Raw genomic sequence first — 15821 nt, 5'->3', positions numbered from 1 at the left:
GGCATAAAACATTGTTCATGCAATAAAAGTTTTGGCTAAAAAGCTACGGTGTATTTATGGGACAGCAATATCAAGAAATTCTAGAAAAGCATAAAACATTCATTGAAGCGCAAAAAATATTTTTTGTAGGTACGGCCACCGAAGACAGCCGCGTAAACATCTCGCCCAAAGGCATGGATAGCTTTCGGGTGTTGGGTGGCAATAGGGTAATTTGGCTAAACGTAACGGGTAGCGGAAATGAAACTGCAGCCCATGTGCAGCGTTGCCCGCGTATGACAGTTATGTTTTCTGCGTTTGAGGGCAAGCCCGTTATTATGCGTTTATATGGTACAGCAAAAGTTATTCATAAAAACGACAGTGAATGGAGCGAGTTATACAGCAAATTCGAGCCGATTGCCGGAGCCAGACAAATATTTGATATGCAGGTAGAAATGCTGCAAACATCTTGCGGTATGGCTGTACCTTATTTCGAATATGTGGGCGAGCGCGAATTGCTTAGGGATTGGGCCGTGAAGCAAGGTGACGAAGGCCTAAAGAAATATTGGGCGAAAAAAAACCAGGCAACGATAGATGGCTTATCAACAAGCATTGTAGAGCTTAACACCTAGTTGCTTGTGCTATGTATTCTTTGGTTGCCTTATTAATACCGTAGCGCCAATAATTATAACCACAGTAAGTGGAATACCTATTGTCACTTGCGTGTGCCAGCCAAACTCAAACAGCACCCAGGCGGCACTTAGTGCGGCAGTTGCTTGCACGGTAAACACAATAAAGTCGTTTACCGCTTGCGCCTTAAAGCGTTCTTCGTGCTTATAGGTTTTGGGTAGTAAGCTTGTGCCGCTTAAAAATAAAAAATTCCACCCTACACCAAGTAAAACCAGTGCCCACCAATAATGCATCAACGCCTGCCCCGCAAACGCAACAAGAATAACCACACCGTAGAGTATTCCGCCCAGTAGCATAACTTTGCCTTCGCCCAGCTTCTTAAGTAAAAAGCCGGAAAATAAACTGGGTAAAAACATGGCCACTAAATGACTTTGTATTACCCATTTAGCATCGGCCAAGCTGTAACCGTGATGGGTATGCATGCTAAGCGGTGTAGAGGTCATTAAAAAGCTCATTAAGCCATAACCAAAACCTGCGGAAATTAACGCAATAATAAACAGGGGTTGGCGAACAATGTCTTTGAGCGGACGGGCGCTAGATGTTGTGTTTGTTGCTGAAGCAATGGGGTTGTTAAACAGGCTAAATATCAGCATCGCCAATACAATAAGGCCAATTAATAATAAGAACGAGCCGGTGTACTCTGCATAGCCGCTAAGCATGTGGCGGCCGAGCGTGCCTAATTCTGGCCCTATTAATGCGCCCACAATATTAAAAAGCATAAGTGCCGAAAGTGCGGGGCCGGTATTGCTTGGGTCGGATAGGCTTTCTATAGCGGCAAAACGAAACTGCTGATAAAACGCTGTGCCCGTGCCGATAAGTAAGCCGCAGCACACCATAAGCCAAAAATTGTGACTGTTCACGGCCGTTATTGCGCACAGCGCAGCGAGTACGGTGGCAGAAAAACCAAAATAGGTGCCGGCCTTTCTGCCAAAGCGCTTCAGAATCATGGTGGCGGGAATAGTGCTGGCAGCCATGCCAACCACAAAAGCGGCAATGGGCAGCGTGGCCAAGCTTGGGCTGGGCGCAAGCTCGGCACCAATAAGCCCGCCAACCAGCATTAGCAGCGAAATTCCAGCCATTGTTAACGATATGGTGCAGGCTAGCACCCAGACATTGCGCGGTAGTGAAAGCATGGCTCAGTTGATCCCTGTGGAGCGGATGGCAAGTGTAATGGTTGCTGGTTTGCGGGGCTAGATGCACGCAGGGTGAAATGTTGCTTGCGGGCAAAGATCTCTCGTTTTGCGAATTAATTAGAGGTATTACTACTTGGGAGCCTCTGATTTACCTTGCACAAAGGCCGGCCTGTGGGTAGATTGTTGGCCCTAGCGCACAGGGATGCTGTAAGCAAAATAACACCGGATGTACCGCTCTTCTTGGTTAATTCTGCTTTTTTAACTTCTCCTTGTGTAATATAAAAATCTTTAATAAACAATTAGATAGGTCTCTATTTTTTGTTACATGTAATATTTGTAATTAATTACATGTAAAATTTCTTGCGTATTACATGTAATCTGATATGGTTAATTCATGAAAGCAAAATCTTCTGCACATTATCAGCGTGAGTATCGCCAGCGCCTACGGGATATGGGGTTGGTTAAAAAGGAGGTTTGGATACTGCCTGCAAACGCCAAGCAGCTAACGGTGTACGAGAAGCTGTTGCGGCAACCACAACCAGTAAACGTTATCGGAAAAGGAGAAGGGGTTATGACAGCACCGATTAAGACTTGGACTACTCAGAGCCTGCATGAGGCACTGCTAAATGAAGAGCTATTTACCTCGGGCAGCGCCACGGCAGAGCTTATTGATGGTGTAGAGCCTGCACTTCACATTGTTATGTTGGAATACGGCGATCTGCCTTTGTTTTTAACTGTGGCGGGTGAGCAAATAATCGTGGAGGCGGTACTGTGGGGTGCCGACGAGGTGAGCGATATAGCCAAGTTTAACGATACTATTTTGCGCACCCATAAGTACTTCCCGCTATCCACTATTAGTTTGGATACATTGAGTGACGGCAAAGATTATTACCATATGTTCGGCGCATTAAGTGCAGCGTCTATTTTGCCAAACATTATTTTTGAAATAGAAACCCTCGCTTCGAATGTAATAAATGCTACTGAAGCGTATGGCGAATACTTAACCCCCTCAATTGCAGCCAAAGGCTAGAGGAGAGCATCATGAATATTTGGTCCAAAATGGTTACTGCGTTACGTGGCGGTGTAAACGAAGCGGGCGAGCTTATTGTTGACAGTCAGGCGTTGCGTATTCTCGATCAAGAAGTTCGCGACGCAACGGCTGAGTTAAAGCATTCTAAAGATGGCTTAACCACAATTTTGGCACGCCAAAAGCTGGCGGAAGAAAAAGCGTCGAGCATTGGCGAAAGCATTGCGGAATACGAAGGTTATGCAGTGAAAGCTATGGAAAAAGGCGACGATGCATTAGCGCTAGAAGTGGCCGAAAAAATAGCCGACCTAGAAAACCAGCTGGATACCGAGAAGAAATCGGCGGCCCAGTTTGCGGCGAGTGCTAACGATTTGCGCAAAGCTATTTTAGCAGCCGAGCAAAATATAAAGCGTATTAAGCAGCAAATAGATACGGTGAAAGCCACCGAAAATGTTCAGCGCGCGCAAGTAGCGGTTGCTGAGCGTCACAATGGCTCAAATTCTAAATTGCGTACCGCTATGGATTCGCTCGACCGCATTAAAGAAAAGCAAGCGCTTAAATCTGCTCAAATTAAGGCCGCGGCCGAATTAGCAGAGGACTCTCGCGAAGACTCATTGCAAGACAAGCTCGAAAAAGCAGGGATTGCAGCAAGCGGTGCTAGAGCGCAGGATGTGCTGGATAGACTTAAAAACAAAAAGTCGTAACTATCGATGTATTTTATTGCTGGGCAGTGTTTTGCTCACTTTGCTTAGAAGGATGCCCCTATGTTTGCCGCACTACTCACAGAAACCATGGACCCGTTTTACGAGATTTGTTCGTCGTTTCCGACGGTTATCTTTACCGTGCTGCTCGCATTTTGTGTGTTCTATTGGATATTTGCGGTGTTAGGGCTGGTCGAGATAGATGCGTTAGATTTCAACTTCGGCGTAGACGACGGCGGTGCAGCAGACAGTATAGATAACTTAAATGTTATGGCGGGCCTGCTACTTAAGCTTGGTCTTAACGGTGTGCCATTCACTATTGTGTTAAGCCTTATTACGCTAATAGGTTGGCTTACCTGTTTTACGGTTGTGTATTTTGTTTTCCCTTGGGTGCCAGGGGCATTGTTGGAGTTTATTGTAGGTATACCCATTTTTATTGGTGTGCTTTACATGTCGGCAATGGTAACTGCGCAAATAATACGCCCGCTAAGGCCGCTTTTTTTAGAGGCAGATCAACATGTAGAAAAACACATTGTGGGTCAGGTGGGCATAGTGCGTACTGGTCGGGTAGATAAAACATTCGGCGAGGCCACCGTGGAAGATGGTGGTGCGGGTTTAATCGTAAAGGTGCGGAGTTATAAGGATGAAACCTTTGCCCGTGGCGATAGAGTAATTTTATTGGAATACGACGCTGTAGGTAATACTTACCGCGTAATATCAGAAAAAGATTTTTTAAATAATTAAGCAAAGGCTTATATAAGGAGATAAACATGGCAGAACATGCCCCGCTATTTATGGCAATATTGATTGGAGTCGGCATTCTATTTGGTGTGCTGCTTGGTGTAATGGCTCTGTTCAAAGCCTTCTACGTAAAAGTAGAACAAGGCGTAGCGTTAATAAAAAATGACATGAGCGCACGCCCAAAAGTGTTCTTTACCGGTGCCTGGGTATTGCCGGTTATCCATAAAAAGGAATTGATGCGTATTTCGCTTATTACCCTAGAGGTGGATAGGCGCGGTAAAGAAGGTCTAATTTGTGCCGATAATATGCGAGCAGATATAACTGTTGCGTTTTATTTGCGCGTAAACGAAACGCCAGAAGATGTTCTAAAAGTGGCTAAGTCGTTAGGTGCTAATCGTGCATCGGATAAAAACGCTGTTCACGAATTATTTAATGCTAAATTCTCTGAAGCATTGAAGACCGTAGGTAAGCAAATAGATTTCGTTAAATTGTTTGAAGATCGCCAGCAATTTCGCGATAAAATTATTGAAGTAATTGGCAACGATCTAAACGGCTACGCTCTAGAAGATGTTGCAATTGATTACTTAGAGCAAACGCCAAAAAGCGCGCTGGACCCAGCAAATATTCTTGATGCAGAAGGTATTCGCAAGATTACCGAGCTAACAGCTACGCAAAATATTCAAACCAACATATTTTCGCGCGACGAAGAGCTGGCCATTAAGAAAAAGAACGTATCTACCGTAGAAGCGATGCTAGAGCTTGAGCGTCAGCAGGCAGATGCCGAAGCTCGCCAAAAGCGTGAGGTGGAAACCATTAAAGCGCGTGAAGAAGCGGAAACTAAACGCGTGCAAGAAGAAGAGCGCAAAAAGGCAGAAATGGCCACCATTATGGTGGAGCAAGATCTGCAAGTGCAATCGGAAAATCAAAAGCGTGAAATTGAAGTGGCAGAGCAAAATCGCCAGCGCGCTGTAGTGATTGAAATAGAAAAAGTAACGCGAGCAAGAGATCTCGAAGTTGTAGCGCGCGAACGCGAAGTAGAATTGCAGCGAATTGAAGCCGAAAAAGCAATTGAAGTAGAGAAAAAAGAAATTGCTAATGTTGTGCGCGAGCGAGTAGCGGTAGATAAAACTGTTGCTATCGAAGAAGAGAAAATCAAAGAAGTGCGTGAAGTATCTGAAGCTGACCGCACTAAGCAGGTACAAGTGCTTGCAGCAGAAGCGAAAGCGGAAGAAGAGAAAGTTAAAATAACCAAAGATGCAGAGGCACAAGAAGCTGCTGCCAAACATAAAGCCATTGAAATAACTACTCTAGCGCAAGCTAATCTCGAAGCCGCAGCAAAAGAAGCGGATTCGAAGAAGAAATTGGCAGAGGGTACTCAGGCGGAAGAAGCTGCACACGGCTTAGCAGAAGCGAAGGTGCAAGAAGCCAAAGCCGATGCAATGGAGAAAGAAGGACTGGCCACAGCGCGAGTTACTCAGTCGCAAGGTGAATCTGAAGCGAATGTAATTGCAATGAAAGGCGACGCCGAAGCGAAAGCGGTACGCGAAACCGGTTTGGCCAAAGCAGACGTTACGCGCGAGCAATTTAAAGCTGAAGCAGATGGCTTAGTCGAGAAATTTGACGCGATGGGCAAAATGAGCGAAAGCGCGCGCGAGCACGAAGAGTTCCGCATGACGCTAGAAACGGCCTTCCAAGAAGCATTGGCGTCTATCGAAGCTGGTAAAGAAATCGCGAAAGAAAATGCCGAAGTATTGGCAACTGCACTGCAAAAAGCACACATCGATATTGTGGGCGGTGAAGAGCACTTCTTTGATAACTTTGCCAAGTCACTTTCTATAGGTAAGGCGGTAGATGGCTTAGCGGGTAAAAGCGGCACCATACAAGCGTTACTTGAAAAAGTAATGACGATGTCTGCCGGTGCTCAGGCCGCAACCAAGGCACCAGTGGTAGAAACACAGCAATAGTCGCGGGAAATGTAGCGGCGTTGCCAGAAATGCGCGTGGCAGGGGCGTGAGCGGTAAACACGAGCCTGCCACCAGCTGCGCGACGAGTGAGAATAAATATGGATATAACCAAAAAAGTTATTAATAAAGATGTAGGTGTGGCAACGGCAATTGGTGCGGGTTTAGGTGCATTGGCCGGGGCGCAAAATAATAAAACTGCCAGTACTGCTTTACTGGGTGCAGGTGTAGGGGCGCTAGTGGGCATTTTTGGTGAAAGCCTACTCAAAACTTTTACCGGCGATGTGCAGCCAGAGCCTGCCCCAGTTGAAGGCGAAATTATCCCCAAAGGCAAATAAATATTTTTAAAAAGGAATAAATTATGACGGAATCACGCGATTATTTAGAAATGTCTTTTCGCTCAATAGAATGTTTTGCAAATGACGGCAAGTTAGATGCAAAAGAGCTAGGTAAAATTATTGCCATTGCAGAAAAGGATGGCGAAATTGATCAGAATGAAGTGCGGGTTTTACGCAGTATTGTCGCCAAAATAAAACCTGCCGAAGTCGATGATGCAATGAAGGCTAAGCTTGCAGCCTTGTCGAAAAAAATCGAAGGCATATCTGGCTAACACAAGCCAATTGGGCGAGCAAGGTAGTATTGCTTCGCCCATGTAAGCGGCAATTTGAATATGCCGCCGTCTAAACCAAAAGAATAGCTGTAAGCGATACAAATAATTAGGGATGCGTTAGGTATGTCTGCAGAAATAAATGAGCAAGAACAACTCGTGGATAATGCGGTTGCAGAAGGTGGAGCCTATGAGGTTATTCGCAAACGCTTGCTCGAGCAGGGAAACAAGCTAGAAGAAGCCACCCGCCAAATAAACCAGGCACGCTTGGATGAATTTGGCAGCTCAGAAATGACCGTAGCTGCACGCGTACGTGTTCGCACCGAAAATAACTGTATTGCGCGCGACATAGTACAGGTAGGTAAATACCTTTTATTTGGCTATAACGTTTTTATTGGCCTTAAAAAAGAAACGCTCGTAGAAGATGTATTCGCGTTATTTAGTCTTACGGGCGAGGGCGATGCGTTAGAGCTGCATGAGCAGAGTAAGGAAGGTACATTTCTAGCCGATACTCGCTTCAAACAAGATTTTTCTGAATTATATCGCTACTACAAAGCCACCAAACTTGTCGAGCTAACCGTAAAAGACGGTAAGCTATTAATGGGCTTTCAAATTGGTGAGCGCTTAGAGGATATTCGCGTATTTCGTTGGGCCGTATCGGCCACCGGCGATACCGTAGAATATATCGATAATCGCGGTGAGCGCGATATTCAATTGCCCCCCGCTTACGACTTTGAATGGACGCAATGCACCCGTGAAGATACCGTGCATGGTCGCCATCCCCATGTAAATATTTTAGATAAGGTATTCGTTGAAACTGTTGGCGGCGACCTAACTATAAAAATAGAAAATAATACCGAAGATGGTAAAGGTATTTATTCCGAATCGGTTGAAGACAAAACACAGTCTATCGACGATGCAGAATTTCATTACGCCAAACTAGGCGACCTCATTCTTATTAAGGTATTGCCATATAAAGAAACTGTATGGCGTTACTTCGTATTTAATACCCTAATCCGTAGTGTAAAGCGCATAGATGCAGTGGGTGCTTCGTGCGTACAGCTACCTGAAGATCACGGTATCGTTTTTCCCGGCGGCTACTATTTACAAAATGGTGAGTACAAAACCTTTGAAGAGCAAACAGATGGTTTGCGGTTTAAGCGTGTCATTCGCTCGCCCAATGGCGAAGATGTGCTCTATGTGTTTTATGAGCCGGGTGAAGGTGTTGTAGCGCTATTGGCGTACAACATGATTGATAAAAAATTGCTCAACCCAATATTTGGTCACGGCTACGCTTTAGCCGACGACGGTCGTTTGGTTATCTTTTCTGCAGAAGGGGAACCAACGCGCGTGCACCCCATGCAAATATGGCAAACCCCCTATGTAAGTGATGAATTTGCAAGCAACGCACCGGCAAGCCAAACCTTTTTCGGTCGCATAGGCAATGCTGCCCTTGTGCGCGGTATCTCCGATTTATTTAGTATTTGCCGTGCTGTAAATAATCAATCGGTATCGGTACGGGTGTATGAAGAACTAGCCCGCAGTGCCCTAAAAGTATTCGATGATCACTACTGGGTTTTAGATAAAACTCAGCAAGGGTTAACTAATATTCAAACCGAGTTACGCGAAATAGCCGCAACGGCGGAATTGGCGGTTGATGAATTCGCCAAAGTAGAAAGTATTCGCAAGCAGTCAGACGAAGCACTTGCTACTGCCACTTCTAAGCACAAGAAATTAATTGAAGCTATTCGCTCGTCCTCTTGGGAAACCGCCGAGGAATATGTCGACGCCCTCGATCAATTGCGCCAGCACGCCGGCCATTTAGCAACCATAAAAAGCTATCGCTACATCAATGTGGCCGCTATAGAAAAAATGGGGCAAGAGCTCGAGCAGGCGCAGGCTAGCTTAAGTGAAAGAACGGTTGTGTTTCTTTCTAGCGATAATGCGTTATTACCCTACTACGATAAAATAGAAAGCTTAAATGCTGAGGCAGAAGAGGCGCAAACGATCGCCGAATTAAAGCCCGTTTTAGAAACGATAGAAAAAACAGCCAGCGGCTTAGATTTGCTATCAGAACTGCTTTCTACATTAAAAGTAGATGATGCGACTTTACGTACGCGTATTATCGATGCCATCTCCGAGGTGTACTCGAAACTCAACCAAAGCAAAGCCGACGCGCGACACAAACAGAAGGGCTTGGGGTCGGCAGAGGCCGTGGCGGAGTTCTCGGCCCAATTTAAATTATTTACGCAAAGTATTACTAACGCACTTGGGTTGGCTACCACCCCAGAAAGCTGCGAAGAACAAATGTCGCGCCTTTTGGTGCAGTTGGAAGAGCTTGAATCGCAGTTTAGTCACTTGGATCAGTTTTTGGCCGATATTATGGCCAAGCGCGAAGAAATCTACGAAACCTTTGAGTCCCACAAGCAGCGTTTGCTCGACGAGCGCGAGCGCAGAGCACACTCGTTAGCGGACGCAGCAGAGCGCGTACTAAAAAGTATAGAAAAGCGTGCAAATAAATTTACCGAGCCCGATAAAATGAACGCGTACTTTGCTGCCGATACTATGGTGCACAAAGTTCGCGAATTTGTTGAGCAGTTGCGCGAGCTAAACGCAGCGGTTAAGGCAGATGACATTGAAGCCAAGTTCAAAGCGATTAAAGAGCAATCACAGCGTGTATTGCGCGATAAATCCGATATCTATGAAGGCGGCGGTTCTGTTATTAAGCTTGGCCCGCGCCATAAATTTAGCGTTAACACGCAGGAGCTAGATCTCACCATTATCCCCCGTGGCGAAGGGCTGAGCTGCCACTTAACAGGTACAGATTATTTTGAAAGTATCGAAGACGAAGCGCTACTAGCATTAAAGCCCTATTGGCAGGTATCGCTCGAATCTGAAAGCGACACGGTTTACCGGGCGGAGTTTCTCGCTGCCACTATTATTCGTGCAGCTGAATTACAAGAAGCGGGTTTAAGTTTAGAGAAGCTCAACCTCACGCTACAGGATGAGAACGCAGCGCTCAGCTTGGTGCGCGAATTCGCGACGCCACGCTACAAAGAGGGTTACGAAAAAGGCATTCACGATCACGATGCAGTAAAAATTTTGCAGGCAATAGTGCCGGCAATGGAAAGCGCAGATTTGTTAGTGTTCGACCCCAAAAGCAGGGGCTTGGCGCAAGTGTTTTGGGCGAATATCCAACGTATATCTGACCAGCTACAAAATAAACGTCTCACCTATGAAACCTGGGGCGAGCGTGCGCAATCGGCTGCGCGTATGCGCGAGTATTTTGCCAGCAACGAAGCGCATCAGTTCTTAGTGGATGAAGTCTACGCAGCAATGCGTGAGTTTTTAACTTACCACCCTATAGCTGCAGAAGACATAGAACTGCGACGCGCAGCCGATTACTTAGTGTGTGAATTGGGCCGAGAGCGCACAGAGTTTATAGGTAGTAAATATGCGAGCCTATTAACTGAAGAATTAAAGCGCGCGCTCGACGACGATAGCTGGCGCCGGTTCCAAGTTGCGTTAGAAAAAATGATGGGCTGGCCTGCAGAGCGCTGGAACCTTTCGTGTGCGTGGTTGGCGGCCATGGTTAAAGAGCGCAAGCTAACCGAATTGGAGCGGTATATCCCAGAAGCTGCCGCTATGATCAATGCTGACGAGCGTATAGACCGGCGTCCAACTGAGGCCGATCTACAGTTGCGAATAGACGGCTTAATGGGCGACCACAAACGTATAGTAGATAGACGTTTATCGTTAGCTGTCGATGAGTTCTTCTTGCGTTTAGATTACCATCGCACCGTTTTTGTAAAAGGCTACCGCGAATACCTAGCGGTGCGCCAAACTATAGCGGAGCGCGAGCGCAATGCATTGCGCTTGCAGGAATTTAAACCGCGACCACTTAGTTCGTTTGTGCGCAACCGCCTAATTAATGAAGCTTATTTACCCATAATTGGCGATAACCTCGCCAAGCAGATGGGCACGGTGGGCGAAAACAAGCGCACCGATTTGATGGGCTTGTTGATGATGATTTCGCCACCCGGTTACGGTAAAACCACACTGATGGAATACGTGGCTAGCCGCCTTGGCTTAATCTTTATGAAAATTAATTGCCCGTCATTAGGCCACGATGTGTTGTCGTTAGACCCAGAGCAAGCACCCAACGCAACCGCAAGGCAAGAATTGAACAAGCTTAACCTAGCGTTAGAAATGGGCAACAACGTGATGTTGTATTTGGATGATATTCAGCACACGCACCCAGAGTTTTTGCAGAAGTTTATTTCGCTGTGTGATGGCACGCGCCGCATAGAAGGCATTTGGAAAGGCCGGTCCAAAACTTACGATATGCGCGGTAAAAAATTCTGCGTAGTGATGGCTGGTAACCCATACACTGAATCTGGTGAAGTATTTAAAATTCCAGATATGTTGGCTAACCGCGCCGATATTTACAACCTAGGTGATGTGCTGGGTGGTATGGACGAGCAGTTTGCCATGAGTTACATCGAAAATAGCTTAACCTCCAACCCTGTGTTGGCACCTTTGGCTGCACGCGATATTGCCGATGTGTATTTGCTAATTAAATTAGCAGAGGGCAAAGACGTTGCAACCACCGACTTAAAGCATCAATACAGTGGTGCAGAAATTAACGAAATAGTCGATGTGCTGCGCAAAATGTTCGCTATTCGCGATGTGATTCTTAAAATTAACCAGCAATATATTATTTCTGCTGCCCAAGCGGATAAGTATCGCACCGAACCGCCTTTTAAGTTGCAGGGTAGCTACCGCAACATGAATAAAATGGGGGAGAAGGTATCGGCAGTGATGAATAACCAAGAGCTTATGCAGCTTATTCAAGATCACTACCTTGGCGAAGCGCAATTGTTAACCGGTGGAGCAGAAGAAAACTTACTTAAGTTAGCTGAGTTGCGCGGCAATATGACCGATGAGCAAACCCAGCGTTGGCAGGAAATTAAAGCAGACTTTTTACGTAACAAAGCTATGGGCGGCGACGATGCCGACACTGGCCAAAAAGTGGTGGCGCAGTTGGTGGATTTGGTGCAGGGCGTCAATCACATTGCGACAACTGCCGAATCGCGCGCGCAAGAAATGCTTGCTGCTGCCAATGATGATGCAGCGGTTAAAAAAGCACAGCGCGATAGCAAGTTGCTCCGGTTAGCGCTTGGTAAGTTTGGTGATGGCTTAAATGCGCTGGCTTCGGGTTTAAATAAACCTGCAGAGGCGCCTAAAGTAGAGGTGGTGAACCAGCCTGTGCCTGGCTTAGATAAAATATTAAGTGTATTGGCTGAAACCATTGAGCACAGCATTTTTCCGCTAGTGCGCAGTATGGATAAAAAGCTAGACATAGATTTGCGCACGCACGAAAAAATGAGTGAAGTATCTAGCCGCCTGCGCGAATTGGAAGCGCAGGTTAAAAATAATCGCCTTGATAAGCCCGCGACGTAACCGAGCTTATTAAAAGTGAGGGCTAGCTTTTCTCGTTTTAAGTATCGGCTGCGCACGGGGTTTCGGACTTTGGGCGCTGTATTGGCGGTGTTAATACTTGTACATGTAGCGCACATTGTTACGGGTGGGTGTTTCGCCGGCTGGGGAATACAGCCGCGCGACCCGCAATCGTTATTGCATATATTTACATCGCCGTTCTTACACGGTAGTACTTACCATCTTGCCAATAATTTGCTTGGCATGGCAATTTTTGGCAGCTTGTGTTTATTACGCGGTGTACCGTTTTTTTACCGCAGTAGCCTGTTTATTATTGTAGTGAGTGGCTTGTTAGTGTGGCTATTTGCGCGTGGCGGCCTGCATATAGGCGCGAGTGGTTGGATATTTGGCCTGTGGTCGCTTGCCATTGCCATGGCGGTATTCCAGCGGCGCGTGCTAGATATTGTAATCGCTGTTGGCGTAGTTTTATTGTACGGCGGTATGATTTTCGGCGTACTGCCCGGCCGCCCAAACATATCCTTCGAAGCCCACTTATTCGGCGCCCTAGCCGGCGTTCTCTACGCTTACCTAAATAGAAAAACAGCCACCAGAAGCTAGTTGCTAATTACTGTGATTTTGTGCTGGCTAAGCTTCGCCAACAATTTAAACTATCTGTTATCTGTTATCTGTTATCTGTTATCTGTTATCTGTTATCTGTTATCTGTTATCTGTTATCTGTCCACTAGTTCCAAAAATTTCCCCCTTAAAAACATGGGTCAAAGGCGTCGCTAGCGAAATATCCATTTCAATTGATGTGGCTAATATAATTTCGCGAAAATCTCGGCGAATGGGCACAATTTTATCTACCGATTTTACGTAAAATAAAATGCCCCAGGTCACTGCGTGGTCGCCGGTTTCTAGTAGTTTTATATCTGGGTCGTGTTGGCCTTCTAGGGGGATTTTCTGGTCTATGGCGCGTTGGTAGGCGGTGCTTAACAGGTGTTTAACGTCTTTTATTGCCACGTCGTAACCAATATTAAAACTTAGGCATTCTCGCAGGCCTTTGGGCGAGGCGAATTTAGAAAGATTGTGTATAACATTGTCTCGCAACTTTGAGTTGCGAATCATAATGCGGTGGTTGTTGGTTAGGTTTAGAATTTCCGTATGAAATAACTTAGTTTTATATACCCGCCCAATAATGCCGTTGTCTATTTCTACAATATCGCCTTCTTCGAACTGGGTACTGTTTAAAAATATTAATCCACTAATAATATCTGGTGCCCATGCGCCCTGGGTAAGCGCAAGCATTACACCAATAAAACCCAGTACGCCCCCTGCTTCTAACAGCGAATCGAAACCCAGCTGTTTAACAATAGAAATAATGCCAATAATCGTAATGAATATAGCCGCTAAAATACTTAACAGTCGGGTTTGGTAAGTTTCTATATAAATGGTTTTATCGTTTATTACCCGCGCTTTGCCGTAAAGCTTTTGAATGTAATGCTGGGAGAGAAAATTGGAAAGGTAGCACAAGTAGAATATAAGAATGGTGCCTAAAAATTTTACTCCGCCGCTGTTTTCTGCCACGGGCTTGTAAAAATCTTCGTAGCTATACACCAGTAGTATTACCAAATTTAGGCCGCGCAACAGGTTTACGCGAAAGGCAAAGGTAGTTTCGGGTACATTTTCGGCGGTATAGCGCTTAAGCAGTGGGCGGGCAAACGCAATTAATAGCAGGTTAACCACAATTACCGCATAATCCACCGCGGTAAGGGTAAGTATAAAAGCGTAGGCTTTCTCCCAGTCCATCGTGTAGTCCCTGTATTTAGTGTTAATAATGTGTTCAAGCAGGTGTTGATCTGCTAAGTGCTTCCCCGTATTGTGGCGCCCCTGTGGCCTCTGTCAACTATTTCATTTTTTGCGGTGGTATTGGCGTAGCGCATAGCTTATATTTTGGTTGTTGTGCGTATGAATGTATCACTCTTTAAAGGAAGCCGCTTTTATGGCGAACAATGCGTTACCCTTTTCGTTCGCCGTTGCAGGTGAGGCCTTAACAGAACCCGCCATTGCCGAGTTGCGCAGCCAACTAAGCCCGCTAAATAGTGCTGCCGTTATGGATGTACTCGATGGCCCCTCACCAGCGTTTACCGATTATTTTGCACATTACGGCTTTGTTGAGCTAAGTGCAGCTAAACCTCATGCGCAATACCGTATTGGTACTTTGGCGCTTTCCAATGGTTTGCAGTTGGTGGCTCACAGTTGGAGCCAAGTCGATGCTCGCGCGACTGTGTGTCTTTTTCACGGTTTGTTTGACCACACAGGGCTTTATTTAACCTTAGTAGAGCATTTGCTGTCTGAGGGGCTCAATGTAATAGCCCTAGATATGCCCGGCCATGGTTTAAGTGAAGGCGCGCGTGCGGCGATACAATCTTTTACCGATTACGCCGCTGTAGTGGAAAGCGCAGTAAACCACGCCAAGCATGTTGCCCCAGCGTTGCCAGTAATGGCGCTTGGCCAGAGTACAGGTGCAGCGGCAGTTATGAACTATCAGCTGGCTTTTGGTGAGCGCGGCGCTTTGGCAAAGGCTGTGTATTTGGCCCCATTAATTCGGCCCCATAAGTGGGCACTTATTCGCGGCGCTATCGCGCTACTGGGGCCTATGTTGGCTACCTTCCCGCGCGGTTTTTCGGTTAACTCACACAATCAAGATTTTTGCGACTTTTTAAAACTGCACGATCCGCTGCAATCACGTAGTCTTTCTATACCATGGCTTAAAGCAATGGCGGGCTGGGTTGGGGTAATTGCGCTGCGATTTGAAAAAGGGGAAGCTGCCCCGGAGTTGGCTGATACGCCTTTATTAATAGTACAAGGTACTGGCGATAAAACAGTCGATTGGCAAAAAAATATAGAATATCTACAAGAGCTGGCACCTAGCGCCCAAATTGTACTTGTGGATCAAGCTAAGCATCATTTAGTAAATGAATTAGATTCTTTTCGTACACCAATGTTTGAATCTGTTGCTCATTTCTTTCGTTCAATATGATTTGTGAGTTTTCTGGGTGTATACATTTCGGAATTTTTAGCTGGTTTTTAGTCTTTTTTTTGTATTAACCTGTTATATTTCACCCTCTTTTTCTATTGGTTCTCTCTTTTAGCTCAATGTTTTGAATTTTGCAAAAAATTAATTTGGTTCACTAAAAAGTAAATTATTTTTATATTTTTTTGATTTAAAAATTCAATTCTTGTTGTTTTCTGTGCTTTTAAATTTTACTTTTAATAACCCAAAACTGTTTTCTATGGGTTTTTTTTAGGTTTTATTCATAGGAACACGGCGTGTATGTACTTTTTTTTGACGATGTGTGGGTTTGTTGACACCTATGTACGCTAAGTTGTTGATTTTAACCGACAAAAAAATGTTACAGAATGCTTGGCATATATTTCTTCTTATTGCTCGTTAGTCAGCCTGTCTAAAATCGCTGCCTATAATTTTGCAATAGCGTAAAAGCCCGAAGACCGAGACACCTCTTTAGGCTTTCACAACTCTAA

The 15821-nt window shown here is 45.6% G+C and carries 12 protein-coding genes; 10 read left to right on the top strand and 2 right to left on the bottom strand.

Going from position 1 to position 15821, the window contains the following annotated elements; genetic code table 11:
• Nucleotides 1-56 precede the first annotated feature (56 nt).
• Nucleotides 57-608, top strand: coding sequence for a pyridoxamine 5'-phosphate oxidase family protein (locus tag SDE_RS18210; protein ID WP_011469952.1), 552 nt, complete (start codon nucleotides 57-59; stop codon nucleotides 606-608).
• Nucleotides 609-617: 9 nt separating this feature from the next.
• Here SDE_RS18210 and SDE_RS18205 read toward each other — a convergent pair whose 3' ends face one another.
• On the bottom strand, nucleotides 618-1799 hold the full coding sequence (locus SDE_RS18205; RefSeq protein ID WP_011469951.1) for an MFS transporter: 1182 nt from the start codon (nucleotides 1797-1799) through the stop codon (nucleotides 618-620).
• A gap of 394 nt (nucleotides 1800-2193) precedes the next feature.
• On the opposite strand from SDE_RS18205, the gene SDE_RS18200 reads away from it, so the two are divergent.
• From SDE_RS18200 to SDE_RS18165, 8 genes are all read left to right on the top strand, one after another.
• Entirely contained in the window at nucleotides 2194-2829 is a 636-nt protein-coding gene (locus SDE_RS18200) for a biofilm formation regulator BacA (protein WP_011469950.1), read from the top strand.
• Between the two features lie 11 nt (nucleotides 2830-2840).
• The gene (locus SDE_RS18195) at nucleotides 2841-3530 is read left to right on the top strand and encodes a PspA/IM30 family protein (protein WP_011469949.1); all 690 of its coding nucleotides are present in this window, start codon (nucleotides 2841-2843) and stop codon (nucleotides 3528-3530) included.
• A 60-nt stretch (nucleotides 3531-3590) separates the two neighbouring features.
• Nucleotides 3591-4271 (top strand): DUF1449 family protein, encoded by a 681-nt coding sequence (locus tag SDE_RS18190; RefSeq protein WP_011469948.1) that lies wholly within the window; start codon nucleotides 3591-3593, stop codon nucleotides 4269-4271.
• A 26-nt stretch (nucleotides 4272-4297) separates the two neighbouring features.
• Nucleotides 4298-6232, top strand: coding sequence for a flotillin family protein (locus SDE_RS18185; RefSeq protein WP_011469947.1), 1935 nt, complete (start codon nucleotides 4298-4300; stop codon nucleotides 6230-6232).
• 98 nt (nucleotides 6233-6330) lie between these two features.
• Nucleotides 6331-6567, top strand: a complete 237-nt coding sequence (locus tag SDE_RS18180) for a hypothetical protein (RefSeq protein ID WP_011469946.1) — start codon at nucleotides 6331-6333, stop codon at nucleotides 6565-6567.
• Nucleotides 6568-6590: 23 nt separating this feature from the next.
• Entirely contained in the window at nucleotides 6591-6839 is a 249-nt protein-coding gene (locus tag SDE_RS18175) for a hypothetical protein (protein ID WP_011469945.1), read from the top strand.
• 123 nt (nucleotides 6840-6962) lie between these two features.
• Nucleotides 6963-12299, top strand: a complete 5337-nt coding sequence (locus SDE_RS18170; protein ID WP_011469944.1) for a DNA repair ATPase — start codon at nucleotides 6963-6965, stop codon at nucleotides 12297-12299.
• A gap of 87 nt (nucleotides 12300-12386) precedes the next feature.
• Nucleotides 12387-12893, top strand: coding sequence for a rhomboid family intramembrane serine protease (locus tag SDE_RS18165; protein WP_226986515.1), 507 nt, complete (start codon nucleotides 12387-12389; stop codon nucleotides 12891-12893).
• Between the two features lie 99 nt (nucleotides 12894-12992).
• On the opposite strand, the gene SDE_RS18160 is transcribed toward SDE_RS18165, so the two are convergent.
• The gene (locus SDE_RS18160) at nucleotides 12993-14084 is read right to left on the bottom strand and encodes a mechanosensitive ion channel family protein (RefSeq protein ID WP_011469942.1); all 1092 of its coding nucleotides are present in this window, start codon (nucleotides 14082-14084) and stop codon (nucleotides 12993-12995) included.
• A gap of 193 nt (nucleotides 14085-14277) precedes the next feature.
• On the opposite strand from SDE_RS18160, the gene SDE_RS18155 reads away from it, so the two are divergent.
• Nucleotides 14278-15318: an alpha/beta hydrolase gene (locus tag SDE_RS18155; protein ID WP_011469941.1), complete on the top strand. Its 1041-nt coding sequence runs from the start codon at nucleotides 14278-14280 to the stop codon at nucleotides 15316-15318.
• Nucleotides 15319-15821: the final 503 nt, after the last annotated feature.

It is taken from the genome of Saccharophagus degradans 2-40, from assembly GCF_000013665.1.
Taxonomy (GTDB): domain Bacteria; phylum Pseudomonadota; class Gammaproteobacteria; order Pseudomonadales; family Cellvibrionaceae; genus Saccharophagus; species Saccharophagus degradans.
The sequence above is the reverse complement of the archived record's forward strand: the minus strand, read 5'-3'. Positions and strand labels throughout refer to the sequence as shown.